This is a genomic window from Micromonospora sp. NPDC050397, from assembly GCF_044901685.1.
GTDB lineage: Bacteria > Actinomycetota > Actinomycetes > Mycobacteriales > Micromonosporaceae > Micromonospora_G.
Map to the genome: position 1 here is coordinate 879,152 of NZ_JBJDPS010000003.1, position 26,327 is coordinate 905,478.

Here is a 26,327-nt window from a genome sequence, read left to right on the forward strand (position 1 = left end):
TCAGCCCGCCTCGGAGACGTCACGGCGGGCGGCGGCGAGTTCGTCGAGCGCACGCAACACCTCGGTGGCCAGCGCGGCGGCGGTGCCGGGCCGGTCCTGCACCACTTCCCGGGACCGGCGCAGGTTCACCCGGATCAGGTGCAGGGTCTGCTGCATCTTCGGGCCGCCCTCGGCGGCTCCGCTGAGCAGTTCCCGGTCGTACAGGTGCTCGGCCTCGCTGAGCAGGTCCAACGCGTAGTCGGCCAGCCGGTCGCTGCGCAGCGGTGACCGGCTGAGCATGTTGGCGGTGGTGACCAGGCCCTGCACCACCCGCTCGGTGTAGTACCAGGAGGTTCCCTCCTGGGTGTGTTTGAGCTGACGGAACACCTTCGCCGGCTGGTCCCAGAGGCTGCGACCGGCGCCGACGTCGAGCCGCCGGCCGGAGAGGTGGTCCCAGACCCGGTCGGCGAGGTCGAGCAGGTCGGCGCGTTGCTCGGCGTCGCTGAGCAGGCCGGCGATGAACGCCGTACGTTGCAGCAGCAGCGCGGAGAACTCGCTCACCATCCAGCGCAGTCGCGGGCCGCCGAGTTGCTCGCTGCCGTTGAGGGTCAGCCGTACGCCGGGTGAGTGCAGGGTCAGCGCCGGGTCGGCGTCGAACGGTCGGCGGGTGATCCGCGCCCGGTTGGCCAGCTCGATCAGGGCCAGCCCGACCCGGTTCAGCTCGGCGTCCGAGCCCCGCTGCTGGACCAGCCCCTTCACCGCGAGCGACGTCACCAGCAGGGTGTAGTAGTCCGAGGCGTCCTCGTCGGTGGTCCGCCACGGGATGTCCTCCAGCGGCCACCGGTGACTGTCGCCGAACGTGGCGACCGTGGCCCAGTAGGTCCTGGTCAGTTCCCACCGGAGTTGGAGGGCCCGGGACAGTCGCTGCTGCTCGTCGTTGAGCAGGCCGAGGATGCGGGTACGTTCGGAGAAGAGGTCCTCGATCGCGTCGACCGCGATGACCGTGAAGTAGAGGTACGGCGCGTCCTGCGCCACCCCCTTGGGCTGCTCGCCGACCGGTTCGTTGGTCTCGATCAGCGGGGCGTCGTGGACGATGCCCCAGGACCAGCCACACTCGAACAGCCGGTTCGCGCTCTCCAGGTCGGCGACCTGGCCGGATCCGATCAAGACCTCACGGAACGTCGCCATCGTCTGGCGCAGTGCCCGGCGCAGTTGCGAGACGATCTGCCGTTGCGGCAGTTCGGACTGGTTGACCGTACGGATGAGGGCGCGACCCTCGGTCGAGTCCACGTCGAACACGTTGACCGAGAAACTGCGCAGCAGGCCGACCATGGCGGCGCTGAGCCGGGTGCTCGCCATCGTCTCCAGCGTGCCGATCTCCTGGAGGATCTCCTCGCGGCGGACGGCGTTCCGGAACACCCGCAGGAAACCGATGGTCGCCAGGGAGAGGGTGACCGACATCGCGAACGAGTCGACGATGTCGAGCTGACGCTGCTGCTCGGTGGCGGGCTGCGCCGGGTCGTCGATGCCGAAATAACTGTCACCCGCGAAAATGGGCGTACCGGACGGGTCGGTGTAGCGGCTGAAGTACTCGGTGAGGATCTTCACCAGCACCAGCGGTATCTGGGTCGCCGTACCGAGCGGGCGCAACACCTTGATCATTTCGTCGGCCGTCTCGTCCGGACGGTCGATGTTGAACGCGTCCACCTGGGTGGCCGGCAAGAGCAGGCAGAGCATCTGTTCGGCGTCACTGATCGAATTGGAGCGGTCGGCCCCGCCCCACACCCACCGCTCGTCCCGCCAGGACGACCGAACGACGGCCGTCCAGATCTCCAGAAGCTCCTGACGAGGCTGAATCCTCATCTCTCGTGCACCACCATCCGCCAATTGTCGTGGAACCAGGTGCGCCGAAGGCCCCCGGGAAACGGGCACTTATGGATCATGGTTTGGTACGAATGCGATCGGAGCCAGGTCAGCCGGTGAGGCAAAGACGCTGGTCAGCCCACGGATTAATTGATCTTTCTACAGTGGTGCCACGAATCATGGCGACCACCCCCCTCTCGCGGGCCAGTCCTATCTGCCAATGATGGCGTACGCGTCAAGGGTGGAGAAATCGGGACCAGCCGCTGGGACAATTGATCAATAGGCCGAAGTGGTGGCTGCTCAGACCGGTTGTGTCGGCCCCGTGAGTTGCCGGCGTACGGCCCAGAGGGCGGCCTCCGTACGCGACGCCGAGCCGGTCTTGCGCAGCAGGTTGGAGACGTGCACCGTCACCGTCCGTACGGATATGCCGAGCGAACGGGCCACCTGCTTGTTCGACATCCCCGCCGCCAGGCACCCCAGCACCTCGACCTCGCGCGCGGTCAACTCCGCGCCGACCGGCTCCGACCACCGCTGAGCCGTCGACGCCTGCTCCGACACCCGATGCTCCGGCACCGGCTCCCGGACGAGCCCTTCCGGCCCGTGGCCGCCCTGGGTGGCGAGCAGTTCGGTGAGCCGGTACGGGTTTCCCCCGGTCCGCTCGTGTACCGCCTCGACCAGCGCGTCGGCGATGCCGGTGTCCGGATACACCTGTGCCAGCACCGCCGCCACCTGGTCCCGGGTCAACGGACCGAGGTGCTGTCGGATCGCCCCGGGCGCACCGGTGAGCCGGGCCAACGTACGCGCGGCGAGCTCGGGCGCGACCGCCGCCTCGGGTGGCCGGCTGGCGACCAGCAACAGCGCCCGCAGCCCCGGTGCCGCGGCCAGTTCGCCGATCAGGTTCAGGCTCGCCGGATCGAGAGCGTGCAGGTCCTCGACCACCAGCACCGCCGGACCGGCGCCGACCAGCGCGCGTACGGTCTGCACGGCGAGCCGCAGCAGGGTGCCCGGGGCGTAGCGCTCGCGCGGCGCGTTCGGGTGCTGGGCCAGCCAGGCCAGCGCGTCGGCCGGCAACGGCAGGCCGGCGGTGTCCCGTCCGGTGAGCACCGCGGCCAACCAGTCGTACGGCGCCGGACTGTGCACCCGGGCGGTGCCGAAGAGCACCGTGGCCGGCGCCGGGTCGAACGCGTCCAGGGCGGCGGCGACCAACAGGCTCTTGCCCACGCCACCCGCACCGGTGATCACGGCCGTACGGCGGACCGGCCGACCCGAGCGGGCCAGGCTGGACCAGGCGCGGCCGAGCTCGGTCAGCTCCGCGACGCGCCCGACCATGGCGACCGGCATCATGGACCAACCCTACGCAACAGTGCGTAGAGACGATTCGGTGCTCCGCTTGGCATGCTGCACAACATGAACCTGACCTTGCGTACCGCGCTCGTCAGCGACCCTGGCTTGGTCCGTACGAACAACGAGGACGCGGCCCACGCCGGTGAACGGCTGCTCGTGGTCGCCGACGGCGTCGGCGGGCAGCCGGCCGGCGAGGTCGCCAGCGCGATCGTGATCCGGAATCTGCTGCCGCTGGACCGGGCGCCGATCGGCACCGACCCCGCCGCCGCGCTCACCGGCGCGCTCAACCTGGCCAACCAGCAGATCGCCGAGGCGGCCCGGTCCGACCCGGAGCAGGCCGGGCTGGGCACCACCGTCACGGCGGTGCTGCTGACCGGAAACCAGCTCGCCCTGCTGCACGTCGGCGACTCCCGTTGTTACCTCGCCCGCGACCCGAACTTCTACCAGTTGACCAGGGACGACACCTTCGTCCAGGAGCTGGTGGACCGGGGCGCGCTCACCCCGGCGCAGGCACACCGGCACCCGCAGCGGTCGATCATCACCCAGGCGGTCCAGGGCGGCGACATCGTCCCGAGCACCGCGGTCGTCGCGGTGGCGGCCGGCGACCGGCTGATGCTCTGTAGCGACGGTCTCTCCGACGTGGTGGACGACGACGCGATCGGCGAGGCGCTGGCCCAGCACGCCGAGCCGCAGCAGTGCGCGGAGCAACTGGTCAAGCTGGCCCACCAGGGCGGCGCCCCGGACAACGTCACGGTGATCATCGCCGACCTGGTCGCCGGCTAGCCCCGACCGGGCCACCTGACCGACAACGGATCCGGCCGGCTGGTCGACTACGCACCCGGCCGGCTGGCCGACTACAGACCGAAGACGTCCTCGGCGGCGCCGTCACGGGCGCCGTCGACAAAACCTCGGAACGCCGGATCGTCCCGGTCGGCGGTCACGCTGGTGACGGTCTCCCCGGTGCTCTCCGCGACCGCGTCCACCAGCGGCGGGTAGTCGAGCTCGACATCGCCGAGATCGTCCTCGTCCGCCTCCGCCAGGTCCAGGACCTGCTGCAGGTCGTCCGCCGACGTGTCCTGATCCGTCGCCCAGGCGTGCCCGATGGAGTAGCACTCGTCGTACAGCCCGCGTTGATCATCGGTCCAGTCGTCGTCGTAGTCCGGCACGGTGCGCCTCCTTCGGGGCCGTTCCCACCTGAAGCATGCCCGGCCACGACCGGAGGCGCCGAGGGACGAGAAAAGTCGCCGCGACCTAGCCGCCGAGCGGCGACCCGGCGGCGACCGGCGCGGCGCCCGGGGGTACGGCGGTCAACCGGACGAGTTCCGACAGTACGACGCCGAGCGGCGCGTCGATGTTCAGAGCCGAATAGCCGTCTCCCCGGGTCGGCCCCTGGTTCACGATCACCACCGGGATGCCGAGCTTGGCGGCCCGGATGACGAACCGGCGCCCGGACATGACCGTCAGGGAAGACCCGAGCACCAGCAGCAGCCGTGCGCTCTCCACCAGGGCGAAGCACCGCTGGACCCGGTCGACCGGCACGGTCTCGCCGAAGAAGACCACGTCCGGCTTGAGCGTGTCACCGGCGCACGCCGCGCACTCGACCATCCGGAACCGGTCGACCTCCTGGTCCGACAGGTCCACGTCGCCGTCCGGGTTGATCGCGGTCACCCGCGCGTCGAACTGGGGGTTCGCCCAACCCAGGCGACGATCCAGTTCCGTACGCGAGGTCAGGTCGCCGCAGGCCAGGCAGGTCACCTTGGCCAGGCTGCCGTGCAACTCCACCACCCGGTCCGCGCCCCCGGCCTGGTGCAGGCCGTCCACGTTCTGGGTCACCACGCCGCCGACCAGCCCCCGGCGCTGCAACTCGGCCACCGCTCGGTGCCCGGCGTTGGGACGGGTCTGCGCCATCCGCCGCCAACCGAGGAAGCTGCGTGCCCAGTAGCGCCGACGGGCCACCGGGTCGCCGGTGAAGGTCTGGTAGGTCATCGGGCTGGTCCGGACCAGCGCGCCGCTCGGTCCCCGGTAGTCCGGGATGCCCGACTCGGTGGAGAGCCCGGCGCCACTCAACACCACCACGTCGCCGCCGGCCAACATGCCAGCCAGTTCGGCGCACCTCTCGGCCGTACCCTCATGCACCCGTCCATGCTGCCGCACCCGGCGGCCGATCGCCCAGACGTGGCGACCAACGTGGTTGATCACTCAATTCGGCCCTGGTCCTCAGGGTCGAATGAGCGATTCCTCCGTTTCACGAATGGCTGATCGCGGCACTCCGACACCACGCCCCGGCCGTGGGCGGGGTTAGCTGGACAGGACCGGCCACAAACGCCCGTACGGATCGGAGGAGCCATGCCGTTCACCGGTAGCCACCCCGCCGCCGTACTGCCGTTCGTGCGCTCCGGGCTGGTGCCCTCCGCCCTGGTCATCGGCAGCATGGCACCGGACCTGCCGTACTTCCTGCCCGGCCCGTTCTCGGCGACCACCACCCACACCCTGGCCGGGGCGGTCACGGTCGACGTACTGGTGGGCGGGGTGGCCTTCGGCGTGTGGCAGGCGGTGCTGGCCCCGTTCGCGATCGCGCTCGCCCCGGCGGCGCTGCGCGATCGGATCGACGACCGGCTGCCCCGTGGACTCGCCTTCCACCTGCGCCGGCCGAGGCGGGTGGCGCTGCTGGCCGCCTCACTCGCCCTGGGCGCCGCGACCCATGTGGTCTGGGACTCCTTCACCCACCTCGCCCGCTGGGGACCGAGGCACATCGCCTGGCTGACCGAGGTCCACGCCGGGCTGCCCGGGTACCGCTGGGCGCAGTACCTCAGCGGCCTGGTCGGCGGGGCGGCACTGGTCGTCTGGTTCGCCCACTGGTGGTACACGAGTACGCCGCGACGGCGTGCCGGTGCCTGGCCGGCGCCGATCCCGCGCCCGGTCGCGTACGCGATCTGCGCCCTGATCGCCTTTGCCACGGTCGCCGGGGGTCTGCTCGGTGCCCGGCCCTACCTGCACGAGTCCGGGCCGTACGTCACCGCGTTCCTGGTCGCCACCAGGGGCGGCGGTGTCGGCCTGCTCACCGCCCTCGCCTGCGCCCTCTGCTGGCTCGCCCTGCCCCGCCCCCACGACCTCGCCGGCCGGGTGTAAGGAAGGGCCCCTTGTTAACGCTATGCGTTAACAAGGGGCCCTTCCTTACTCAGGAGGCGAGGCGTTGCGGGGCGGTGAGTGTGTCGGCCAGGTCGTTGAGGTCGAGGCCGAGGACGTCGGCCAGGGCCGCGACGGTGAAGAAGGCCGGGGTGGCGATCGCCCCTCGTTCGATCTTGCGCAAGGTGTCCAGCGAGATGCCGGCGCGCAGCGCGACCTCGGCCGCGCTGCGGGCGCCCCGGGCACGTTGCAGTGCCCGACCCAGCGCGAGACCCCGCTCCCGCTCGTCCTCGGTCAGTGGCGTACGTACCATGGCGTCGATAATAATCCTGGTATTAAAATACCAGGCATGGTTGTCCTGAAATCAGAAGCCGAGATCGCGACGCTGCGCGAGGCCGGCCGAATCGTCGCCACCACCCTCGCCGCGGTCGCCTCGGCGGCCCGGCCCGGCGTACGCCTGATCGAGCTCGACGAGCTCGCCGCCGAGCTGATCGCGAGTGGTGGCGCCAAGCCGTCGTTCCTGAACTACCACCCGTCATGGGCACCGATCCCCTACCCCGGGGTGCTCTGCCTGTCCGTCAACGACGACGTGGTGCACGGCATCCCGGGTCAGCGGGAGCTGGCCGAGGGCGACCTGCTCTCCATCGACTGCGGCGCGTACGTCGACGGCTACCACGGGGACTCGGCGATCACCATCCCGATCGGCCGGGTCGACCAGGCCGCGCTGCGGCTCTCCGACGCGACGGCGGAGGCGCTCGCCGCGGGCATCGCCGCCGCGCGGGTCGGGGCCCGGATCGGCGACATCTCGTACGCGGTCGAATCGGTCGCCCGCGCCGCCGGGTACGGCCTGCCGGACGGGCTCGGCGGCCACGGGGTGGGCACCGCCATGCACGAGGAGCCGTCGGTGCCCAACACCGGCAAGCCGAACCAGGGGCTTCCCCTGCGGGAGGGACTGGTGATCGCGATCGAGCCGATGCTGATCGAGGGCGGTGGCAGCCGGTGCCGCACCCTGGCCGACGGCTGGACCATCGCGACCGCCGACGGCAGCCGCGCCGCGCACTTCGAGCACACCATCGCGGTCACCGCCGACGGCCCGGTCGTGCTCACCGCCCCCTGACCCGCGACCGGCGACGAGCCGTCAGCCGAGCTGCTTGAGCACCAGCGGCCACCAGCCGTCCTCGGCGAAGGCGTTCGGGTCGATGCCGCGCAGGGTCTCCCCCAGGACGAGGGCACGCTCGGCCCGGCCGGGCTGGCCCTCGTCCGCCTCCACGAAGAGGGCGAACTGGTAGAGGAACTCGACGAACGACCGGAAGTCCGAGTTGACCCCCTGGACGTCCTGCTCCTCCAGGTCGAACTGGAGAATCTCCCCGGTGCCCGGATCCAGCACGTAGAGCAGGTTCGTGTTGTCGGCGACCGCGCCGACCACGATCAGCCGGATGTCCAGCGAGCCGTCCTCGCTGCTCAACTGGATCGTGTCGAACAGCCCGATGCTCCCCGGCAGGTACGCCGTGTAGACCACCGCCACATCGAGCGGGATCTGATCGCCGACGGGGAGCATCCGCTCGTCGAAGCCCCCCTCCAGCCACGCGTCGCGCGGGTAGGGGATCAGCTCCTCGGCGTCCCAGAGTTCCCGGAACCTCGGATCAGGTGCCATGACGTTTCCTCGTGATCGGGGTGGTGGCCGCGTTCGGACGCGGTGCGGGGGTCACGCCGCCAGGCCGGCGCGTACGAGCAGTCGCATCCAGGTGTCGGTGTACTCACCGTTACGGTCCCGGTCGTTACGGGCACCACTGCCGAGAACGGTCTCGACCAGGAACGGGTACTTGTCGCCGAGGACAAATTCGTTGAAGAACGTGACGATGTCACCGGCGAAGTCCTCGATCTCGACATCTTCGTCCGGATTCTCGTACAGCATCACGTAGTCGTCGGGCTCGAGGTAGTAGACGCCGCCGTCCTCCGCGTCCATCCGGATCGGGTCGCCGCCGACGATGTCGTCGGCCGCGAACGACGGCACACTGTGGATCTCGTAGCCGATGACGAGCGGGTTGCCCATCGGGTCCTCGGGGTTGATCTCGCGTGCCGCCCAGGCGGCCGGGCCACTGACCTCCGCCGGCTGGACGAAGCGGAAGTAGCTCCCCTCGATCCGCCGGAACATGCCGAACACCTCGGTCACACCGGCCGGCAGCTCCGGCACGGGCTCCAGGGTCGCGGGATCCTCGATAACCACCCCGGAACCATTCTCGGCGGCAAGACGCCGGAGCAGTTCGAGCTTGGACCTGATCTCGCCGAGCTGGCCGGTGAAGTCTCCGTCGCCCATCAGGGAACCACCTTCACTATCACTTTCGTGCCGATCGGTACGTCCTTGAGGGCCTGGCTGATCTCCCGGCCCAGCTCACGGTTGGTCCACGAATCTACCAGCCGGAGATTACGGTAGGTATCCGCTCCGCCGAGCTGCAACTCGTGCACGTGGTCGGGATCGAGCCCCTGCCCCGGCCCGGTCACCGATTTCTTGCCGCCGTAAAGGCGCTGTACCAGACTCTTGTTGTCCTGGTACCTCTTACTGGTCCGAGTAAGCTTTCTGATGATCCGGTCCCGGAACACATTGGTCCTCGACCGCATCTTTCCGGTCGTCTTGTCATATACCGTGGTGCGATTCGGCTTGGTCTTGCTGAGTTTTCCGCGTTCGCCCAGCCGTTTGAGGTCCCGGGCCTTCCGGTCGAAGTCCCGCCGGTCGAAGTCCGGCCGTCGCCGCAGCACCAGCACGGCCGGCCCGGTCGGCGCCGGCCCACCACCCTTTGCCGTACGGAACACCGACGCGTTCTCCAGGTACGCCGACACGATCTTCGCGCCCTGGGCCTGCGTCTGCCGGGGTGGGTTCTTCCGTCCCCTAGCCATTGAGCACCGTCTGAGTGGCCATGCCGATGAGCTGGTCGATGATCATTCCGGTGATCGTCTTGAAGATCGGGATCTGGAGCAGCGAGGCACCGAAGGTGGCGACCGCGGTCGCGATCGCCTGGGCGATCTGGATCGCCAGCAGCACCAACTGCACGATCACCTGAATCTTCAGGGCCAGCACCACTCCGGCGGCGATCATCAGCCCGATGCCGATGACGTTCGCCGGCTGCGCGGTGTCCGCGATGTTGCGCGCCGCCGACTCGGTGTCGTTCCACTCGTCGGCAAAGGCGGAGATGTCGCCACCCGAGTTGTTCTCCAGCACGGTCCGGGCCGCCGTCTCGAGCTCGCCGACCGACCCGGCGATCCGCTCGGCCATCCCGGTCCACTCGCCGGCCAACTGGAAGATCGCGGTCTCGTCGGACTCCGGCCAGTCGTAGCCGACCATGCTGAGCAGGGTGACCAGCTCCGAGGGTAGGTCAAGGCCCATCGGGTGTCTTTCCTTCCGACTCCGAGCGGCATTCGGCCAGGGTCATCCGCCGAGCGAGCCGAGAATATTCTTGAAGATCGAGGTGGTCCGCTCCTCGATGACCTGATACTCCTCGGCCATCCCGTGCAGACTGTCCACGTAGTTCTCCAACTCGACCAGGTTGGTGCTGAAACACTCGATCGCCGCCTCGACACACGCCTGGTGGGCGACGCCGAGCAGGGTCCCGATGTCGTCGCCGCCGAAGGCGTTCGAGTAACCCTGGACCGCCGCCTGGAAGCCCTCGAACCCCGAGCGGACACTCTCCTTCGCCTGCTCCAGGTGGTCCGCGCCACGGTGCAGCGAGTCGACGTCGATATCGATGGCGTCCACGGTCAGCTCCTGTGGATCTTCCGCATGACCTCGCTGATCGTCGCGCTCATCTCCCGCATCTGCCGGATGCTCTGGTCCTGCAGGCGTTCGACGGCGCTGTTGACCGCGTCGAGGTCGGGTACCGGCTCGTCCGTCCGGTAGTCGTCGCCCCGCCCGTCGAGCGCGGCGTTCACCGCCGTACGGAACTCGGCGGCCAGGTACTCGGCACCCTCCCGCAGCACCCGTGGATCGATCTCGACCGCGCCGACCCGACCGTCAGCGTCGACGGTGACCCGGATCCGGCCCTCGGCCGCCTCCGCGACGTACTCCCGAGGCTCCTCGGGACCGCCCTCGGCAGCCGTCCGGCTCGCCTCCCGCAGCAGGGCACGGGCGTCCGTCAGTTGACGTTCGAGCGCACTCTCGCCAAGCATCTCGCCTCCCCGATCACTTCCCGCCGAGGTGGCCACGGCACACCGAGGCTGAGACAGACCGCCATCAGCCTACTGTCCAAGCACCATCCACACAGGCCGTGTCCCGTGTGGAGGCTGCCGGATCCAGGACCAGGGACCCGTCCGCCAACGGGCGCGAGCTATCGGCCCTACTCTTCGTCAGCCGGAGGCGTCGGACGATGTTCCGCGATCCATGCCTCTATGTCTTCGGCGAGCCAGACCTTCATCCCGCGAAGTTCTTGGTACGGCGACGGGAACGAGGGATACCGGACAAGCTGCTGGAACCGCTGCCGCGAGACGCCAAGACGTTCGGCAATCTCGTACGGCCCCATCAGCCGCCCCGGTCCGCGCTCCATGAGCCGAAGGTAGGCAGCCTTGCTTCTAGTCAATTAGGTATAGCCATTTGACTAGCGAAGCCCTAGGGTCGGGTGTATGGGTCCTTACTCTCCGCTGGACGCGCTGCTCAGGCTGCTATGCCGTCGCTACCGTCCGGTCACGCGGCACAGCGTCCCTCTCGTCCCCACCCCTGCCCCTACGTCCCACTCCTCCGTGTTCTGGCACAACGTCCGCACAGATCTCTACCCGACGGGCGAGGTACGACGGCCATACGGCCGGACCAACGTTCGCCGAGCGATGCAATGAGCGGTCGGCTACCGGACGGCTTCCCCATGAGCTGGCCGCTCGACATCCCCGGCAACCCGCGCCACGTCCCCGGTAGGCCGCACTGGCGCTGCCTCGCCTGCGGGAAGGAATGGCCGTGCGTCGCAGTGCAGAGAGAACTGAAGGAGGGCTACCACGGGATGAAACTGAGTCTCAGCATCTTCCTCGCCTCGCAGTGGGTCGACTGCCTCAACGATCTCTACGTCATCCACCCCACAGAGGGGGCAGCACCCACGACCCGAGAGCTTTACGAGCGGTTCTTCAGTTGGGCAGAGCTAGGCATTCCGGACTAGCCCTCAGGCGGATGAGCATCCCCGGCTCTTGCGATCGAGGGCACTTTCGATCACATGGCCGTCCACAGCCGACGCGAAAATGGCTCCGATCTGACCGAAAGGCCAGCTCAGAGCCATGATCAACGTGGGCCGCCTGGGACTCGAACCCAGAACCCGCTGATTAAAAGTCAGCTGCTCTGCCTATTGAGCTAACAGCCCGCCGAGAGCCAAGACTACCGGATGGCTCCATGATCGCGCCCGACCGGCAGCCGGAGCAGGACGTACGGATATCCGACCGCCGGGCCGCTCGGAGGCGGCCCGGCGGTGGCTCACGGAGCTTCCGCCCCGGCTCAGGCCCGCATGACGGTGGCGATCGGAATCCGGGCGGCCCGGATGGCCGGGATCAGGCCGCCGAGCACCCCGGCGACCAGGCCGGCGATCACTCCCGCCACCCCCGCCTCCCAGGGAAAGACGAGATTCTCGAGGAACGGCTCGCGGTCGCCGAAGAGCGCGCTGGCGGCGGTCAGGCCGAGCGCGGAGAGCCCGATCGCGACCGCCGCCGTGAAGAGCCCGGTGAGCAGGGTCTCCGCCAGTACGATCCCGGCCAGCAGGGACCGTGGGGTGCCGACCGCGCGTCTCAGCGCGAACTCCTCCACCCGCTCGCCGACGGTGGCCAGTCCGACGTTCAGGATGCCCGCGACACCGATGAGCAGGACCAGGCCGGCCATGCCCAGGAAGATCCAGCGGAGCAGCGCCAGGTCCTTGGCAATCTGTTCCCGGGCCCGGATGGTGTCGAACCGCACCTGGTCGGCGGGCACCCCCGAGGCCGCCAGCCGGAGCTGGAGCAACCGCTCCGCGTCGGCCGCCGTCGGCGCCAGCATGATCTGGAGGCCCGGCCCGTAGTTGCCGCCCCCGCTCGCCTCCGGCAGCCAGTTGCCGATCTCGTCGGCCCGGGCGTACGCGGTGGGCTGGAAATTGCCGTCGTCGACCACCCCGATGATGCGCGGCGTGGGGTTGGCGGTCGCGCCGTTCATCCGCATCTCGGCCGGCACCCGGTGTCGGCCGAAGCCCTTCGCCGCCTCCTCGTTCAGCACCAGGCCGGGAGAGAGTGACGGCTGCGTGGAGAACTCCAGCCAGTCACCGGCCACCGGCCGGAACGGACGGAACTGGCGGATGTCGCCGGTCAGGGTGAAGAGGGTCAGTTCGATCGCGGCACCCGGCACCGAGACGTCACCCGTCCCGTCCTGCGCCACCGGGTAGCAGTTGCCGTTCTGGTCGCACCGCATCTCGTAGCTCGTGCCGCCGTACCCGCCGGGCTGGTCGAAGGGGCCGCCACCGGGGTTGACCGGGGTGACGTTCGGCTCTCCGACGATCGCCTGGAGGTTGGAGACAACAACCGCGTCCGTCCGGCCCTCCAGCGTCTCCTGGCTGATCCGGGTGCTGGTCGCGGTCCCCTGGAGGTACGCCTGCCGGGTGCCGTCCTTCCCCATCTGGAGTTCCAGGTTCGTCAACTGGGCGGCCTCCGCGATCGAGGCGCCGACCTGTACGACAACAACGGCCAACACCCCGAGGAAGAGGCTGACCATGGAGAGGAACGTACGCGTCTTGCGTGCCCTGATCCCCTGGCCGCCGATGATCAGAGCCGATCGGAACCGACCGGAGAGCCGGATCACCGCTCCACCGCCCCGACACCGATCGCCGTGGCCGAGGCTCCCGGCGCCGTGGCCGAGGTACCCGGCGCCGTGGCCGAGGTACCCGGCGCCGTGGCCGAGCTACCCGGCGCGCTGGCCGCCACGGTCCCGGCCGTTCCGGCGTCGGGGACCGGGTGCAGCACGCCCTCGTCGAGGCGTACCACGCGTTGCATCTTGTCGGCGTGGTCTCGGTCGTGGGTGACCAGGATGAGTCCGCAGCCCCGGTCGGTCGCGGCCCGCATCACCTCGATCACCAGGTTGCCGGTCTCGGTGTCGAGCGCGCCGGTGGGCTCGTCGGCCAGGAGCAGACGCGGTTCGCGTACCAGCGCCCGGGCCACCGCGACCCGCTGCTGCTCGCCCCCGGAGAGCCGGGCCGGGCGGTGCTTGGCCAGGTGCGCGATGCCGACCTGGTCGAGCGCGGCCATCGTCCTGGCCCTGCGCTTGCGCCTGGACATCCAACCCTGACCGTTGACCAGGGCCATCGCCACGTTCTGGGCGGCGGTCAGGTGCTTGAGCAGGAAGAACCGTTGGAACACAAAGCCGAACTCGGCGCTGCGCAGCGCCCCGGCCCTGCGTTCCGGCAGCCTGGTGATGTCCCGGCCGTCGAGCAGGTACTGCCCGCCGTCGGCCCGGTCGAAGAGCCCGATCAGGCTCAACAGCGTGCTCTTGCCCGATCCGGAGCGCCCAAGGATCGCCACGCTCTCGCCCCGGTCGACGGTCAGGTCGGCACCGGCGAGGATCGTACGCGCGACCTGCTGCCCCTTGAGCGTCTTGGTGACGCCGCGCAGTTCCAGCAGTGCCGTCATTTCACGACCGTCGGTGCGTTCGGGTCACCCTCGGCAGGCTTGGCCGGCGGCAGGTTCGGACCGGGTACGGCCACCGTCTCGGTGCCGGTCAGCCCGGACTTGATCTCCACCACCTTGCCGTCGCTCAGGCCGAGCGCCACGTCCCTGGTCTCCCGTACGCCCTGCGGGCCGACCACGTCGACCTTGCCCTGCCCCTGCGTGCCGGCGACCGACTCGACCGGCAGCACCAGCGCGTTCGCCGCCCGCGCGGTGACCACCTCCAGGGTGGCGCTGGCCCCGTTGATGAGCTTGACGGTGCTCGGGGCGGTGCAGACCAACCGGAGTCCGGTCGGCTCGGACGGCTCGGTCGTGTTCCGTTCGGACGGCGGCTGCTGGATCGGACCGGCCGGTGGCGCACCGGACGGGGGCGTGGCGGGCGGTGCGGCCGGAGGGTCGGGGATCGTGCCGGCGGGCAGCGCCGCGATGGTTCCGAGCACCGTGCAGGGAAAAGGACCGGGGCCGTTCTTGATCTGCGCCTGGACGGTCGCGAGACCGTCGGCGATCTGGTACGCCTGGGCACCGTCCAACTCCGCGACCAGCCCGTAGCCGACCATCTTGGCCGAGACGACCGGCATGCCCTCGACAACCGTCGACCGGTCGTCCACCAGACGTCCGGTGAACACCGCTCCGGCCGGCACCTCGATCCGGTGCGCCTTGCCGGAGACCCAGACGTTCGCCACCCTGGTCGGCTTTGTCGGGGTGCTCTGCGGTGTCCGTACGTCGAGATAACGCACCTGTCCCTTGACCGGCGAGACCAGTCCGAACACCGGATCGATGGTCACCTTGCCGGCGAGACTGACCTTGTTCGCCAGTTCCTGGCGGGTCGGTTTGACCGTGGTCATCGTCGTACCTCGGGCGGCGAGTCCGGGTACCTCCGTTCCCGAATTCGCCTCGCTGCACCCGGCAGCGGTTCCCACCACCAGGGCGAGAACGCACGAACGGAGTAAGAGTTGCCTTCGCACCGGTGCCCCCAACTCGATTGCTTCAGGCGTACGTCGCCGTAGAAGTCACGGGGTGAAATCGACTGTCGCACCGACGCGGACGTCCCGGCGACGATCAAAACCCGACAAAGACTACCTTCGACGGCCGCGCCGGGTTGCCCGGTGACAGCGACGAGGGTGAACGCCCGCAGGTCGTCGAACCGCCGGTGACCGGAGAGGTCCCACCACCGTGGAGCGGGCCGAGCGCGTCGGGTCTACCGCCACGGAACGTCCGCGAAGGCGGCGTCGACCAGGAGCCGCTCCAGGTCACGGAGGAAGCGTTCGGCCTCGGCCGGCGGCAGGTGGGCGCTGTCGGCGGTGAGCAGGAGACCCAGCGCTCCCGGCTGGTCGACCACCTCGACCCGGGTACGCCACGGAAAGTCGTCCAGGTGCTCCAACCAGGAGAACCTCGACGCCGCCATGGCTGCCCGTACCTCGGCTTCGGCCGTGGCGCGGCCGAACAGGTCGGAGTCGACGGCCAGCCGGACGTCGTTGAAGTAGCAGTGCGGGCTGGTGCCGGGCACGCTCGGGTATCCGGTCGAGCCAAAGTCACGTCGCAGGTCGGCGGGGTCGTAGTAGGCGTGTCGGTAGGCGTCGAGCGCGGCCCGCCACACGACCGTCAGCAGGCTGGCGAAGCTGGACCGGTCGGTCAGGTCGACCACGACCAGTCCGAGTTGCGCCAGGTTCGCCACCGCGTCCCGGTAGCCGTCCACGGACCGGTTGTTCACCATCGTGTAGACACCAACGACGTCGTTGCCGGAGCGGCGGGCCAGGATCGCCGTTGTCGCCGCGAGCAGTACGGTCGAACTGGTCACCCGGTGACGCTCGGCGACCAGCCGGACGGCGGTGTCGGCCGCCTCGGACACCAGCAGCGCCCGCCGGAACCTCGGTTGCAGCGGTGGCTCCCGCCACGGCAGCGTGTCCGGGCCGAGCCGGCCGAAGCCGGCGCTCCACCGGGCCACGCAACGCTCGCTACGCTGCCGGTAGCGGGCGGCGCCCTCCCGCTCGGCGACATCGATCGACTGTGCTCCGGCCGGCACGGCGAGCGTCGTACGCAGCAACAGCAGGCGCAGGTCCCGCAGGACCACCTCGACCGCGCCGAAGTCCACGGTGGTGTGGCTGAACACGACCACGATCTGCCGCACCCGGCGACCGACGAGTACACAGGCGACCCGGAGCGGCCACTCCTCGGCGAAGTCGAACGCGGTGGCGGCGAGTTGTTCGCCGATCACCCGAGCCGTCGCCGCCCCCTCGTCCCGGTCGGCCCCGGCCCCGACCCCGCGCCCGACCCGACCGGAGTCGGGGCCGGGGTCGTCGTTCGCACCGGGAGCGGTATCCGGAGCGGCGTCGAGGCCCGGGTCGGCCCGGACCAGCAGCACCGGGAGCCGGCCGGCGGCAAAGACGGCCTGTGACCACTCACCGTCGACCACCGGCAACCGGGTACGCAGCGAACTGTGCCGGCCGACCAGGGTGCCGATCGCCCGCAGCACCGTGTCCACCTCCGCCGACGCGCGTCGGGGCACCGGCACCACGCGGCGCATGTTGATCAGGATTCGGTTGCCCGGGTAGCGCTCGACCCCGATCCGCAGTGCCCGCTGCCCCCAGGTCAGCGGCGCGCTCCGGACCACCGGCCCGGTCGAGTGGCCGCCCGGATCCTGGCCGTCCTCGACAAACTCGACGGTGGTCCACTCCTGTCCCGGTGGCCGCTCCGCCGCAGCCACCGGGGCGGTTACGAGCAGCGCGTCCTCGTGTGACGACACTCGACACCCTCGCTTCACGTACGCGTGTGGCCGCACCGGGCGCGACCGACGACCGGCCGGGTCCGGCCCGTGGAACGCCGTCGGCGAGCCCGACCCGCGCGACCAGTATCTGGTCGGTCACCCCGCCCCGGACACCCGCGAGTCAGCGAAGTCGCCGCCCGTTCGGCCGATCCCCGGCGCCCGACGGTCCCCCTCACCGCCCGGTCAACGGATCGGGGAGATCGACGATTCGGGGAAATCGGCGGATCGGGGAGATCGGTGGCTGACCCGGTGAGCGGTCAGGAGGCGTTCAGCGGGTCGAGTTCGGCGGCGGTCGCGTCGTCGTGGTCGGTGGAGACACTGAGCGGGCGCCACCGCACGTCGGACTCGGTGCGAGCCCTCAGGACGTCGTCCGCGTAGCGGACCGCGTCGCTGCCGAGCAGCAGCCGCAGTGGCGGCTCGTCCAGGTCGGTGATCCTGAGCAGGACCCGGGCGACCTTCGCCGGATCACCTGCGGCGTTGCCAGCGCCGCTGCGCAGCAGTTTGGCCATCACGCCGACCGTCTGCCGGTAGGGCTCGCTGATCGGTGGGATCGCCATCGACGAGCCGGCCCAGTCGGTACGCATACCGCCCGGCTCGAGCACGGTGACCTTGACGCCGAACGGGGCCACCTCCTGAGCCACCACCTCCGAGAAACCGCCGACCGCCCACTTCGACGCCTGGTACGCCGAGAGTCCCGCGGTGGCGAGGCGACCGCCCAGCGACGAGACCTGGATGAGGTGTCCCGCACCCTGTTCCCGCAGTACGGGTATCGCTGCCCTGGTCACGTTCACCACGCCGAAGAAGTTCGTCTCGACCTGGGACCGGAAGTCGTCGGCGCTGAGGTCCTCGGTCGAGGCGTAGTTGGCGTACCCGGCGTTGTTCACCACGACGTCGAGCCGGCCGAACGTGTCGACGGCAGTCCGTACCGCCGCCTCGGCGGCGGCGGCGTCGGTGACGTCGAGCGCCACCGGCCGGATCCGGTCGCCGTACCGGTCGACCAGGTCGGCCAACTGCTCCGGCCGACGGGCCGTGGCGACCAGCGAATGGCCGGCGTCGAGCACGGCCTCGGCGACGTGCCGTCCGAGCCCACGTGCGCTGCCGGTGACGAGAAAGACCTTTGACATGCTCCGGTGCTCCTTGTCCGAATCTCGCCCGTACCTTCGCGGACAGGCGGGCAACTGACTGGTTAGTTGAAGTGAAGCACGGCGGCCGGCGCGCGTCAACTAGATGGTTAGTAAGCTAAGCTTGGCGACCATGGTGGGAGATGCACAGGCAACACGGCAACGTCTGCTCGAAGCCGCGAGCAGGGAGTTCGCCGCGTACGGCATCGCCGGTGCACGGGTGGACCGGATCGCGGCCGCCGCCAAGTCCAACAAGGCGCAGATCTACCACTACTTCGAGAGCAAGGACGGCCTCTTCGACGCGGTCTTCAACGCGCTGGTCGCCGACGCCGTCCGCGAGGTTCCGCTCGACGTGGACGACCTGCCCGGCTATGCGGGAAGGCTCTTCGACGGTTACGAGGCACACCCCGAGGTCGCCCGGCTCGCCACCTGGTACCGGCTGGAACGGGCCGGCTCACAGGCACCCCTGGAATCGATCATCGCCAGCAACCGCCACAAGGTCGAAAGAATCGAGCAGGCACAGCGGGAAGGGCTGCTCACCACCCGCTACAAAGCCGTCGACCTGCTCGCCCTCGTGGTGCATCTGGCCTCGCTCTGGACCGCCACCACGCCGGAGTTCACCACGCTGGTCGCCGGTCACTCCCGCGCCGACCGCCGCAAGATCGTCACCGACGCGGTCGCCGCGCTGCTGACGCCGTAACCCGCATCGATCCGGCCCGGCTCCGGAACGCCGCCGAACCGGTCGCCGGGGGCGGAGCCGTCACGGCCCCGAGCGAGGACCTCGCGTTCCGGTAGTGCCCGCCGGAATAATCCGTCGCGGCGGACCGAGTCATCCTGATAGATAGATGGGGTGGTCGACCATCAGTTTGCCGACGCCGACCTCGCCCGGTTGTACGACGTGTTCTACCCCTGGGAACAGCGGGACGACCTCGCCTTCTACCTGCCGCTGGTGATGTCGGCACGGAGCGTGCTCGACATCGGCTGCGGCACCGGGATGTTGCTGCGGCAGGTCCGGGAGCACGGGCACCAGGGGCGGCTCTGCGGACTCGACCCGGGCCACGGGATGCTGGAACGGGCACGCGAGAGAACGGACGTCGAGTGGCTGCTCGGGGATCTTTCGTCGGCTACCTGGGACCGGGAGTTCGACCTCGCGGTCATGACCGGTCACGCGTTCCAGGTGCTCCTCTCCGACGAGGATCTACGGGCGGCGCTGCTGACGATCCGGTCGGCCCTCACCGACGGAGGCCGATTCGCGTTCGAAACCCGCAACCCGTCGGACCGGGCCTGGCGGTACTGGACGCCCGAGCACGGGCGCGAGGTGACCGTCCCGACCGGTGCCGTCGTACGCATGGAGCACGAGGTCGAGCAGCCGGTGCGAGACGGATTCGTAACCTTCACCACGACGTACACCAGTCCCACCTGGGCCGGATCGCGTACCAGCCGGAGCACGCTGCGCTTCCTAGACCGGGACCAGCTCCGCGCCATTCTGGTCGCGACCGGCCTAGTGGTCGAGGAGCAGTTCGGGGACTGGGCCGGTGGTCCGCTCACCGACACCAGCCCCGAGATCATCACCATCGCCCGGCGCGCCTGAACCGACCGGACCGGCCCGTCTGACTGCCGTGAGCAGAACGGGCCCCGGCTCCGCGAGCGCCCTGCCAGGCTGTGCCGATGGACCAGGGGTTGGGTTTTCGGGGCGAGGTCGTTGACTTCTACCACCGCTACCGCCGTGGCTACCCAGCCGAAGTGGTCGAAGCCCTGGCAACCGCGTTCCACCTTGGCGACGACACCGTGATCGACCTCGGCTGCGGTACGGGCCAACTGACGGTACCGGTGGCGCGGCGGGTCCGGGCCGTGATCGGGGTCGACCCGGAACCGGACATGCTGGCGCGGGCCAGGTCCGCCGCGACCGCTGCCGGCGTGACCAACGTGACCTGGGCGCTCGGGGCGGACACGGACCTGCCCGCGATGGCCGCCCTACTCGGGACCGGTCGGTTGGGCGCGGTGACGATCGGCCAGGCACTGCACTGGATGCGCCCCGACAGGCTGTTCCCGGCGCTGTTCCCGCTGCTGCGGGCCGGCGGCGGGGTGGCCGTGGTCACCAACGGGGCACCACTGTGGCTCCTGGACACTCCCTGGTCCCGGGCGCTGCGAGCTTTCCTGACCCGCTGGCTCGGCACGGAACCCACGTACGCCTGCGGCACCGACACCGACAGCGAGCACCGGTACCGCGACGACCTGACCGCGGCCGGCTTCGAGGTGGGCACGACCACCATCGAGTACGCCACCGTGCTGGACCTGGAACAGCTCGCCGGGAACCTCTACTCGGCCTTTTCCGTCGACCTGTTGCCGGCACCGGACCAGCGGCCGCGCTTCGCCGAGGAGTTACGCCACGCGCTGGCGCCCGAGCGGCGGTTCACCGAACACGTCCGGGTACGCGTACTGACCGGGACGAAGCGGTAGGACTGATCGGAACGAAGCGGTAGGCACGAGTGGCCGTGGCCGGTCCCGCGCCGGCATCGGGACGTGCCACGATGACGGGTATGACCACCGATAGCGGCGCCTTGCGGGAGCTGACCGTCGGCACCGGGGCGGGGCTCGACACCGCCGACATGGTGCTGAACATCGGCCCGCAGCACCCGTCCACGCACGGCGTACTCCGGCTCAAGCTGGTGCTCGACGGCGAGCGCGTGGTCGCCTGCGAGCCGATCGTCGGTTACATGCACCGGGGTGCGGAGAAGCTGTTCGAGGTCCGCGACTACCGGCAGATCATCGTCCTGGCCAACCGGCACGACTGGCTCTCCGCGTTCGCCAACGAACTCGGCGTGGTGCTGGCGGTCGAGCGGCTGATGGGCATCGAGGTTCCCGAGCGGGCGATCTGGCTGCGCACCGCCCTGGCCGAGCTGAACCGGGTGCTCAACCACCTGATGTTCCTCGGCTCCTACCCGCTGGAGATCGGTGCGATCACGCCGGTCTTCTACGCCTTCCGGGAGCGGGAGACGCTCCAGGCCGTGATGGAGGAGGCCTCCGGAGGGCGGATCCACTACATGTTCAACCGGGTCGGCGGGATCAAGGAGGAGGTGCCGGCCGGTTGGACCGGCCGGGCCCGGGCGGCCATCGGCGAGGTACGGCGACGGATGCCCGACCTGGACAATCTGATCCGGCGCAACGAGATCTTCCTGGCCCGTACCGTCGGTGTGGGTGTGCTCTCCGCCGCGCAGGCGGCGGCCTTCGGCGCGTCGGGCCCGGTCGCCCGCGCCTCCGGGCTGGACCTGGACCTACGTCGGGACGAGCCCTACCTCGCGTACGGGTCGCTGGACGTCCCCGTCGTGACCCGTACCGCCGGGGACTCCCACGCCCGGTTCGAGGTCCTGCTCGACCAGGTGTACGTCTCGCTCGACCTGGCCGAACAGTGCCTGGACCAGGTCGACCGGATCACCGGGCCGGTCAACGTCCGGCTGCCCAAGGTGGTGAAGGCACCGGAGGGGCACACCTACGCCTGGACCGAGAATCCGCTCGGGATCAACGGCTACTACCTGGTGTCCCGGGGCGAGAAGACACCGTGGCGGATGAAGCTGCGCACCGCGTCGTACGCGAACGTGCAGGCGCTGGCCACCCTGCTTCCCGGCTGCCTGGTGCCGGACCTGATCGCCGTACTCGGCTCGATGTTCTTCGTTGTCGGCGACATCGACAAGTAACGGCTGGCAGGAGCGGTCAGCCAGCTCACCTCCGGGGACAGCCCGGTCAGCGCCAGCGGGCGCCCCCGGCGCGGGGAGCGTCGTCGTCGGGCGGATAGCCGTACGCCTGGTGGTCCTCGGCCCGACGGCGCCCACCCTGGACCGGCGTCGCCGGCGGTCCGGACCAGCCCGTCCCCGCCCCGGCGGGCGCCGGCGGTAGGGCCGGGGCGGCATCCGGACGCCCCGTACCCGGCCAGTGCGGATCCCCGGGGTCGTTGGTCTGCGGCCAGCGCGCGTCCCGGTAGCCTCCCGCACCGGCAGCCGCGTCCGCGCCGCTCCAGTGATCGTTCGCCCGCCGGCCGGTGCCCGCCGGGTCGTCGGCCGACCTCGCCCCCGGGCGACCCGGCTCCTCCCACCGGGAATCGCCACGCCACGCCTCCTCCCGTCGGGGCTCCTCGCGCCACGCCTGCTCACGTTGGGAGTCCTCGCGCCACGCCTCCTCCCGCCGGGGCTCCTCGCGCCACGCCTGCTCACGTTGGGAGTCCTCGCGCCACGCCTGCTCACGTCGGGGCTCATCCCGCCGCATGCTCGCCCAGCGGTCCTCCACCCGCATCTCGGTGCCGGACTCGTCGGCGCGTACCGCCGCTCGACGCTCGCCCATGCGGAGCTCACTGCCACGCTCGTCGGTGCGTACCGATGCCCACCGGTCCCCCGATCGACCGGACCAACGGGGGTCGTCGTCGGATCCGGCGTCGTCCGGCTCCGCCGGGTCGTACCGACCGGCTCCGCGCTCCTCGGCACGCGGGCGCTCGCGCGGCCAGGGGTTCTCCGGGCCGTCGCCCGGCCCGGTCGCCCGCCTCCTACGCCCCGGTCGTTCGGACCACTCGGCCTCGCGTTCGCCCCGACCGCCGTACGCGTCCCCGGTCGGCCGACCGGTGTCGGCGGGGTACGCGTCCCCCGGCCCGTGGTGGGCGTCACCGACGTAGCCGCGTCCGCCGTACACGTTGGCGCCACCGTAGGCGTTGCCGTACTCGCTGCCACCGCCGTAGCCGTTGCCGTACTCGTGGCCCGCGCCGCCGTCGCCGCCCGGCGGCCCGACGATGGTCTGCCTCGTGGTGACCTTCACCGTCTCGGTGTGCCGGACCACGCCACCGCCCAGGTGCGGACGGGGCGGGGCAGCGCCACCGGCCGGCGCGCCACCGGCTCGACCGCCTCGCTCACCCCCGGCGTGCGCCGGACCGGGGGCGGCACCGGAGAACCGGCCGGCGCCGTACTGCCCCGACCCGTCGTACGGGCCGGAGCGATAGGGCTCGGGCTGTTGCGGACCGGCCTCGTAGGAGGCGGAGCGGGCGGCGTAACCGTCCTGGCCGGCGTACGCGTCCCGCCCGGCGTAACCGTCCTGGCCGGCGTACGCCTCCGGCCGTACCGGTTCACGACGGTGGCCCGGTACGGCCCGCCCGGCGTCGGCGGGGTGAGCGGCCGGCGCACCGCCACGGAAATCAGGCACCGCCGCGCTCGCCCGCCCCGGCACGCTCGTGTGACCGGCGCCGTCGACCGGGCCGGCGCCCGGATTTCCGCGCCCGGACGAGCCGTCGAGGCGGACGGCGTCGAGCTGGTGCCGCAACGCCTCGATGTTCTGCTGCATCGCCTGGAGCTGCCCGCCGAGCGACTGGTGGGTCGCGCGAGCGGCTCCGGCGACCTCCTCCCGCAGGGAGCGCCGCAACCGCTCGATCTCGTCGAGCGAGCCCTCGGCACCCGGACGCACGGTCTGCACATCACCACGGAGCGTGATCGAAAGTCCGATCGAGACAACCGCCAGTACGGTCAGCACACCGGCCATCCGCAGCAGCCCGTTGCTCCCCCCGAACAACAGCATCAGCGCAGCCAGGGCGGCCAGGCCGAGACCTACCCGGAAGAGCGTCGTCAACAGTTGCCGGCGGCGCGGCTGCTCGGTGTCATCCCCGGCGGGCATGGCACTGGAGCCTACCCACAGTTGCCGAATCCGGGGAGGGCCGATCACGGGGCGGACCGTACGGAGTCGTACCGCCCCCGGAACCGACCGTGGGGGTCGACGCCGCAGGTGCGGCGTCGACCCCCACGGGCCACGCGAGACGTACGGTCAGCCGGCCGCGAGTTCCCCGTCGGAGGAGAGCACCAGCCCGACGCTGATCGCACCGGTGGTCAGCGCCGACTTGGTCTGCGGGCCGCCGGCGTCCAGCGAGCTGAACGAGCCGGCCTTGAAGTTGTAGACCTGGACCAGCCCGGCCTGGCACTTCGGGCGCTGGGGGCACTCCGGCGGGCCGCCGAGGATGGTGGCCGAGCCCGAGCACTTGGCGGCCAGGTCCGACAGGGTCTTCAGCCCGTGCTGGTCGGCGAAGCCCTGGGTCACCGCGAACGCGTTCTGGTCCTGTGCGGTCGACGGGGCACCGAAGGTCAGGCCGACCTTCTCGCCGAGGCCCTTCAGGTTGGTCACCGTCTGGTTCAGGTCCGAGGAGGCCACCTGGGTCGTACTGCCTTGATTGATCTTGCCGTTGAGGAACGTGGCCAGGGTCGCGGCGTACTCCGGCACCACCTGGATCTCGCCCTTCTCCAGCGCCGGCTCGTACAGCTCACGGTTGCCGATCGTCTGCACCTTCGTGGTGAAGCCGGCGGCGGTCAGGGCGATCGAGTAGAGCTCGCCGAGGGTCTGGTTCTCGCTGAAGTTGGCCACCCCGATCGTGATCTGGCCGCCGGAACCCTTGGTGATCCCGCTGGTCAGGTTGTTCGCCGAGGCGAACTCCTGGGCGGCGACCTTCGCGGTCTTCCGGTCGACGTCGACCGCCTTGTTGAGCTGGATCAGCTTCGGCGTGTCGACGGCCGAGGAGACCTTGTCCAGCGCGGCGATCAGCTCCGGCGTCGCGGCCTTGGCGTTGACCGCCGGAATGACGTTGTCGGTGTCCTGGAGCTTCTTGTCGTCCTCCAGGACGACCAGCTTCTTGCCGGCGACCGGGGCGCAGCCGGCGCCCGCCGCCGCGCTCGGCGGAGCCTCGGTACCGGATGATCCAGACTCACCACAGCCGGCGAGGAGCGTGGCCACGGCGAGCGCGCCCATCGCTCCCGCCGCCAAACGTGTACGTGCGCGCATGACGCCCGCCTTCCGTGTCCCGGCGCGACCCCTGCGGGCCGGCCGCGTGTCCGACGGACGACCTGACGTGGTGATCGCCCGCGACCTCCCACCCAACATCGTCGCGCACGCACCGACAACTCGGGGGCGATGTCGTCACCGGATCGTCACACTGTTAGCGGCTGCGCTTAACGGGTAAGCCGGGTCCGGAATCGGGTCGACCGTGACCCGGGCCGAACCGGACCGCACCGCCGGAAACCCGGGCGGGGCCACGGCCGTACGCGCTCAGGAGCCGCTGATGGCCGCCGCCGCCCGCCGGTTGGCCCGCCGGGTGACGCGGCGTAGCGGACGCGGCGTGACCGCCCGCTCGACGGTGGCCAGGATCACCTCGACCAGCAGTGCGAGCAACGCCACCAACAGGCCACCGGCGAGGATCTGGCCGCCGCCGGTGCCGATGCCGAGCCCGAACCCGGCGCTGATGATCTGCCCGAGGCCGCCCCCGTTGACAAACGAGGCGAGCGCGGCGGTCGCGACCACCTGGACCGCCGCCGTACGGAACCCGGCCGCGAGGTACGGCACCGCCAACGGCAGTTCGACCCGCCGCAGCAGTTGCCCGCCGGAGAGTCCCATGCCCCGGGCGGCGTCCCGCGTCTCCGGATCGACCTGCCGCACCCCCGTGTACGCGTTCGCGAGCAGGGGCGGCACGGCGAAGACCGCCAGCGCGACGATCACCGGGCGCTGCCCGAAGCCGAGCGCGGTCAACGGCAGGATGGTGAGCAACGCGATGGTCGGGATGGCCAGCGTCACGTTCGAGATCAGCAGGACCGCCCCGCCGCCCCGGCCGCTGTGCCCGAGCCAGAGACCGATCGGCCAGGCGACCAGGCAACCGAGCGCCACCGCGGCGGCGGAGATGGTCAGGTGCTCGCCCAGCCGGTCCAGGATGCCACCGGGATTTGTCCAGTTCAGTGGGTCGTTGAGCCAGAGAACCACCTGCTCGAACGCGTTCATCGGATCCTCCTGCGGGCGGCCCACGGCGTGAGTATCCGGCCGATGCCGGCGAGGACGAGGTCGAGCACCAGGGCCAGGACCACACAGAGCACGGTCCCGGTGAAGATCTCGGCCTTGAAGAAGTTGTTCCGGAAGCCGCCGAGGATGAGCTGCCCGAGACCGCCGTGCCCGACCAGCACGCCGACCGTGACCAACGCCACGGTGGAGACGGTCGCCAGCCGTACGCCGGTGAGAATGCCCGGCAGCGCCAACGGCAGGTCGATCCGGAGCAGTCGACCGAACCGCCCGTACCCCATCCCCTCGGCCGCGTCGCGCACTTCCGGAGGCACCTGGTTCAGCCCGGCGAGTGCGTTCCTGATGATGAGAAGCAGCGCGTACAGCACCAACCCGACCAGGACGGTGATGGTCCCGATACCGAGAAAGGGCGCGAGGAAAGCGAACAGGGCCAGCGACGGAATCGTGTACAACACGCCGGACAGTGCGAGAATCGGCCCGGCGAGGGCCCGGAACCAGTAACCCACGACCGCGAGGGGTATTGCTATGACTGCGGCGAGCAACACTGCCTGGGCGGTCAGACTGGCGTGTTCTCGCAGTGCGGCAAGAATGGTGTCAGAGTTGTCCCGCACGTACTGCCAGGAGAACCACGGATTGCCCGGGGCTTCCCGGTAGAGCAGCTGGAAGGACATAGGTGAACGCTACCC

Annotated in this window: 28 protein-coding genes and 1 tRNA gene; 7 read left to right on the top strand and 22 right to left on the bottom strand. The window is 70.3% G+C overall.

Features of this window, described 5'->3' with window-relative positions; translation table 11 throughout:
• Nucleotides 1-1,842 carry an SCO2524 family protein gene (locus ACI2K4_RS14930; protein ID WP_404511470.1) on the bottom strand — a complete coding sequence of 614 codons (1,842 nt, stop codon included), beginning with the start codon at nt 1,840-1,842 and terminating at the stop codon, nt 1-3.
• 300 nt (nt 1,843-2,142) lie between these two features.
• Nucleotides 2,143-3,186: a LuxR C-terminal-related transcriptional regulator gene (locus ACI2K4_RS14935; RefSeq protein WP_404511472.1), complete on the bottom strand. Its 1,044-nt coding sequence runs from the start codon at nt 3,184-3,186 to the stop codon at nt 2,143-2,145.
• A gap of 63 nt (nt 3,187-3,249) precedes the next feature.
• Between ACI2K4_RS14935 and ACI2K4_RS14940 the strand changes: the two genes are divergently transcribed.
• A complete protein-coding gene (locus tag ACI2K4_RS14940) occupies nt 3,250-3,969 on the top strand; it encodes a PP2C family protein-serine/threonine phosphatase (protein WP_404511473.1) in 720 nt (239 codons plus the stop codon).
• Between the two features lie 71 nt (nt 3,970-4,040).
• Here the strand turns inward: ACI2K4_RS14940 and ACI2K4_RS14945 are convergent, their stop codons facing one another.
• Together ACI2K4_RS14945 and ACI2K4_RS14950 are read right to left on the bottom strand one after the other, a co-directional pair.
• Nucleotides 4,041-4,352 (bottom strand): hypothetical protein, encoded by a 312-nt coding sequence (locus ACI2K4_RS14945; protein ID WP_404511475.1) that lies wholly within the window; start codon nt 4,350-4,352, stop codon nt 4,041-4,043.
• Between the two features lie 85 nt (nt 4,353-4,437).
• Entirely contained in the window at nt 4,438-5,280 is an 843-nt protein-coding gene (locus ACI2K4_RS14950) for an NAD-dependent protein deacetylase (RefSeq protein WP_404511837.1), read from the bottom strand.
• A gap of 252 nt (nt 5,281-5,532) precedes the next feature.
• Between ACI2K4_RS14950 and ACI2K4_RS14955 the strand changes: the two genes are divergently transcribed.
• On the top strand, nt 5,533-6,315 hold the full coding sequence (locus ACI2K4_RS14955) for a DUF4184 family protein (protein ID WP_404511477.1): 783 nt from the start codon (nt 5,533-5,535) through the stop codon (nt 6,313-6,315).
• Between the two features lie 49 nt (nt 6,316-6,364).
• Here ACI2K4_RS14955 and ACI2K4_RS14960 read toward each other — a convergent pair whose 3' ends face one another.
• Nucleotides 6,365-6,625 (bottom strand): helix-turn-helix domain-containing protein, encoded by a 261-nt coding sequence (locus tag ACI2K4_RS14960; protein WP_404511479.1) that lies wholly within the window; start codon nt 6,623-6,625, stop codon nt 6,365-6,367.
• A gap of 36 nt (nt 6,626-6,661) precedes the next feature.
• Between ACI2K4_RS14960 and map the strand changes: the two genes are divergently transcribed.
• Nucleotides 6,662-7,429, top strand: coding sequence for a type I methionyl aminopeptidase (gene map, locus ACI2K4_RS14965; protein ID WP_404511481.1), 768 nt, complete (start codon nt 6,662-6,664; stop codon nt 7,427-7,429).
• A gap of 21 nt (nt 7,430-7,450) precedes the next feature.
• Here map and ACI2K4_RS14970 read toward each other — a convergent pair whose 3' ends face one another.
• The 13 genes from ACI2K4_RS14970 to ACI2K4_RS15030 all read right to left on the bottom strand — a co-directional run bounded on the left by ACI2K4_RS14970 (nt 7,451) and on the right by ACI2K4_RS15030 (nt 17,844).
• On the bottom strand, nt 7,451-7,966 hold the full coding sequence (locus ACI2K4_RS14970; RefSeq protein WP_404511483.1) for an SUKH-4 family immunity protein: 516 nt from the start codon (nt 7,964-7,966) through the stop codon (nt 7,451-7,453).
• A gap of 51 nt (nt 7,967-8,017) precedes the next feature.
• The gene (locus ACI2K4_RS14975; protein ID WP_404511485.1) at nt 8,018-8,629 is read right to left on the bottom strand and encodes a hypothetical protein; all 612 of its coding nucleotides are present in this window, start codon (nt 8,627-8,629) and stop codon (nt 8,018-8,020) included.
• Complete coding sequence (locus ACI2K4_RS14980; protein ID WP_404511487.1) at nt 8,629-9,150, bottom strand: hypothetical protein; 522 nt, start codon at nt 9,148-9,150, stop codon at nt 8,629-8,631. The genes ACI2K4_RS14975 and ACI2K4_RS14980 overlap by 1 nt, the downstream gene beginning before the upstream one ends.
• A gap of 49 nt (nt 9,151-9,199) precedes the next feature.
• The gene (locus ACI2K4_RS14985; RefSeq protein WP_404511489.1) at nt 9,200-9,694 is read right to left on the bottom strand and encodes a hypothetical protein; all 495 of its coding nucleotides are present in this window, start codon (nt 9,692-9,694) and stop codon (nt 9,200-9,202) included.
• A gap of 42 nt (nt 9,695-9,736) precedes the next feature.
• Complete coding sequence (locus ACI2K4_RS14990; RefSeq protein ID WP_404511491.1) at nt 9,737-10,063, bottom strand: hypothetical protein; 327 nt, start codon at nt 10,061-10,063, stop codon at nt 9,737-9,739.
• Nucleotides 10,064-10,065: 2 nt separating this feature from the next.
• Nucleotides 10,066-10,473 (bottom strand): YbaB/EbfC family nucleoid-associated protein, encoded by a 408-nt coding sequence (locus ACI2K4_RS14995; RefSeq protein ID WP_404511493.1) that lies wholly within the window; start codon nt 10,471-10,473, stop codon nt 10,066-10,068.
• A 167-nt stretch (nt 10,474-10,640) separates the two neighbouring features.
• Nucleotides 10,641-10,847: a helix-turn-helix transcriptional regulator gene (locus ACI2K4_RS15000; RefSeq protein ID WP_404511495.1), complete on the bottom strand. Its 207-nt coding sequence runs from the start codon at nt 10,845-10,847 to the stop codon at nt 10,641-10,643.
• Between the two features lie 722 nt (nt 10,848-11,569).
• A tRNA-Lys gene (locus tag ACI2K4_RS15005) sits at nt 11,570-11,642 on the bottom strand.
• A 131-nt stretch (nt 11,643-11,773) separates the two neighbouring features.
• Nucleotides 11,774-13,096, bottom strand: a complete 1,323-nt coding sequence (locus ACI2K4_RS15010; protein ID WP_404511496.1) for an ABC transporter permease — start codon at nt 13,094-13,096, stop codon at nt 11,774-11,776.
• The gene (locus ACI2K4_RS15015) at nt 13,093-13,920 is read right to left on the bottom strand and encodes an ATP-binding cassette domain-containing protein (protein WP_404511498.1); all 828 of its coding nucleotides are present in this window, start codon (nt 13,918-13,920) and stop codon (nt 13,093-13,095) included. The genes ACI2K4_RS15010 and ACI2K4_RS15015 overlap by 4 nt, the downstream gene beginning before the upstream one ends.
• Complete coding sequence (locus ACI2K4_RS15020; RefSeq protein ID WP_404511500.1) at nt 13,917-14,801, bottom strand: efflux RND transporter periplasmic adaptor subunit; 885 nt, start codon at nt 14,799-14,801, stop codon at nt 13,917-13,919. The genes ACI2K4_RS15015 and ACI2K4_RS15020 overlap by 4 nt, the downstream gene beginning before the upstream one ends.
• A 353-nt stretch (nt 14,802-15,154) precedes the next feature.
• Nucleotides 15,155-16,699: a condensation domain-containing protein gene (locus ACI2K4_RS15025; RefSeq protein ID WP_404511502.1), complete on the bottom strand. Its 1,545-nt coding sequence runs from the start codon at nt 16,697-16,699 to the stop codon at nt 15,155-15,157.
• A gap of 278 nt (nt 16,700-16,977) precedes the next feature.
• Nucleotides 16,978-17,844, bottom strand: a complete 867-nt coding sequence (locus tag ACI2K4_RS15030) for an SDR family NAD(P)-dependent oxidoreductase (protein WP_404511504.1) — start codon at nt 17,842-17,844, stop codon at nt 16,978-16,980.
• Nucleotides 17,845-17,974: 130 nt separating this feature from the next.
• Between ACI2K4_RS15030 and ACI2K4_RS15035 the strand changes: the two genes are divergently transcribed.
• The 4 genes from ACI2K4_RS15035 to ACI2K4_RS15050 all read left to right on the top strand — a co-directional run bounded on the left by ACI2K4_RS15035 (nt 17,975) and on the right by ACI2K4_RS15050 (nt 21,536).
• Nucleotides 17,975-18,541 carry a TetR family transcriptional regulator gene (locus tag ACI2K4_RS15035; RefSeq protein WP_404511506.1) on the top strand — a complete coding sequence of 189 codons (567 nt, stop codon included), beginning with the start codon at nt 17,975-17,977 and terminating at the stop codon, nt 18,539-18,541.
• 150 nt (nt 18,542-18,691) lie between these two features.
• Nucleotides 18,692-19,432, top strand: coding sequence for a class I SAM-dependent DNA methyltransferase (locus ACI2K4_RS15040; RefSeq protein ID WP_404511508.1), 741 nt, complete (start codon nt 18,692-18,694; stop codon nt 19,430-19,432).
• Nucleotides 19,433-19,509: 77 nt separating this feature from the next.
• On the top strand, nt 19,510-20,301 hold the full coding sequence (locus ACI2K4_RS15045; protein ID WP_404511510.1) for a class I SAM-dependent methyltransferase: 792 nt from the start codon (nt 19,510-19,512) through the stop codon (nt 20,299-20,301).
• A gap of 71 nt (nt 20,302-20,372) precedes the next feature.
• The gene (locus ACI2K4_RS15050) at nt 20,373-21,536 is read left to right on the top strand and encodes an NADH-quinone oxidoreductase subunit D (protein ID WP_404511512.1); all 1,164 of its coding nucleotides are present in this window, start codon (nt 20,373-20,375) and stop codon (nt 21,534-21,536) included.
• Nucleotides 21,537-21,582: 46 nt separating this feature from the next.
• Here the strand turns inward: ACI2K4_RS15050 and ACI2K4_RS15055 are convergent, their stop codons facing one another.
• The 4 genes from ACI2K4_RS15055 to ACI2K4_RS15070 all read right to left on the bottom strand — a co-directional run bounded on the left by ACI2K4_RS15055 (nt 21,583) and on the right by ACI2K4_RS15070 (nt 26,312).
• Complete coding sequence (locus ACI2K4_RS15055) at nt 21,583-23,487, bottom strand: hypothetical protein (protein ID WP_404511513.1); 1,905 nt, start codon at nt 23,485-23,487, stop codon at nt 21,583-21,585.
• A gap of 147 nt (nt 23,488-23,634) precedes the next feature.
• A complete protein-coding gene (locus ACI2K4_RS15060) occupies nt 23,635-24,639 on the bottom strand; it encodes a glycine betaine ABC transporter substrate-binding protein (protein ID WP_404511515.1) in 1,005 nt (334 codons plus the stop codon).
• A 264-nt stretch (nt 24,640-24,903) separates the two neighbouring features.
• A complete protein-coding gene (locus ACI2K4_RS15065; RefSeq protein ID WP_404511516.1) occupies nt 24,904-25,626 on the bottom strand; it encodes an ABC transporter permease in 723 nt (240 codons plus the stop codon).
• Nucleotides 25,623-26,312 carry an ABC transporter permease gene (locus tag ACI2K4_RS15070; RefSeq protein ID WP_404511518.1) on the bottom strand — a complete coding sequence of 230 codons (690 nt, stop codon included), beginning with the start codon at nt 26,310-26,312 and terminating at the stop codon, nt 25,623-25,625. The genes ACI2K4_RS15065 and ACI2K4_RS15070 overlap by 4 nt, the downstream gene beginning before the upstream one ends.
• Between the last annotated feature and the right edge of the window lie 15 nt (nt 26,313-26,327).

Coding starts and splice junctions, on each gene's coding strand:
- ACI2K4_RS15045 (WP_404511510.1), top strand. CDS start 19,510: ATGGACCAGGGGTTGGGTTTTCGGGGCGAGGTCGTTGACTTCTACCAC.
- map (WP_404511481.1), top strand. CDS start 6,662: ATGGTTGTCCTGAAATCAGAAGCCGAGATCGCGACGCTGCGCGAGGCC.
- ACI2K4_RS15065 (WP_404511516.1), bottom strand. CDS start 25,626: ATGAACGCGTTCGAGCAGGTGGTTCTCTGGCTCAACGACCCACTGAAC.
- ACI2K4_RS14975 (WP_404511485.1), bottom strand. CDS start 8,629: ATGGGCGACGGAGACTTCACCGGCCAGCTCGGCGAGATCAGGTCCAAG.
- ACI2K4_RS14995 (WP_404511493.1), bottom strand. CDS start 10,473: ATGCTTGGCGAGAGTGCGCTCGAACGTCAACTGACGGACGCCCGTGCC.
- ACI2K4_RS14955 (WP_404511477.1), top strand. CDS start 5,533: ATGCCGTTCACCGGTAGCCACCCCGCCGCCGTACTGCCGTTCGTGCGC.
- ACI2K4_RS15050 (WP_404511512.1), top strand. CDS start 20,373: ATGACGGGTATGACCACCGATAGCGGCGCCTTGCGGGAGCTGACCGTC.
- ACI2K4_RS14940 (WP_404511473.1), top strand. CDS start 3,250: ATGAACCTGACCTTGCGTACCGCGCTCGTCAGCGACCCTGGCTTGGTC.
- ACI2K4_RS15015 (WP_404511498.1), bottom strand. CDS start 13,920: ATGACGGCACTGCTGGAACTGCGCGGCGTCACCAAGACGCTCAAGGGG.
- ACI2K4_RS15000 (WP_404511495.1), bottom strand. CDS start 10,847: ATGGAGCGCGGACCGGGGCGGCTGATGGGGCCGTACGAGATTGCCGAA.
- ACI2K4_RS15070 (WP_404511518.1), bottom strand. CDS start 26,312: ATGTCCTTCCAGCTGCTCTACCGGGAAGCCCCGGGCAATCCGTGGTTC.
- ACI2K4_RS14985 (WP_404511489.1), bottom strand. CDS start 9,694: ATGGGCCTTGACCTACCCTCGGAGCTGGTCACCCTGCTCAGCATGGTC.
- ACI2K4_RS14950 (WP_404511837.1), bottom strand. CDS start 5,280: ATGTTGGCCGGCGGCGACGTGGTGGTGTTGAGTGGCGCCGGGCTCTCC.
- ACI2K4_RS15035 (WP_404511506.1), top strand. CDS start 17,975: ATGGTGGGAGATGCACAGGCAACACGGCAACGTCTGCTCGAAGCCGCG.
- ACI2K4_RS14960 (WP_404511479.1), bottom strand. CDS start 6,625: ATGGTACGTACGCCACTGACCGAGGACGAGCGGGAGCGGGGTCTCGCG.
- ACI2K4_RS14970 (WP_404511483.1), bottom strand. CDS start 7,966: ATGGCACCTGATCCGAGGTTCCGGGAACTCTGGGACGCCGAGGAGCTG.
- ACI2K4_RS15030 (WP_404511504.1), bottom strand. CDS start 17,844: ATGTCAAAGGTCTTTCTCGTCACCGGCAGCGCACGTGGGCTCGGACGG.
- ACI2K4_RS14930 (WP_404511470.1), bottom strand. CDS start 1,842: ATGAGGATTCAGCCTCGTCAGGAGCTTCTGGAGATCTGGACGGCCGTC.
- ACI2K4_RS14935 (WP_404511472.1), bottom strand. CDS start 3,186: ATGATGCCGGTCGCCATGGTCGGGCGCGTCGCGGAGCTGACCGAGCTC.
- ACI2K4_RS15060 (WP_404511515.1), bottom strand. CDS start 24,639: ATGCGCGCACGTACACGTTTGGCGGCGGGAGCGATGGGCGCGCTCGCC.
- ACI2K4_RS15055 (WP_404511513.1), bottom strand. CDS start 23,487: ATGCCCGCCGGGGATGACACCGAGCAGCCGCGCCGCCGGCAACTGTTG.
- ACI2K4_RS15020 (WP_404511500.1), bottom strand. CDS start 14,801: ATGACCACGGTCAAACCGACCCGCCAGGAACTGGCGAACAAGGTCAGT.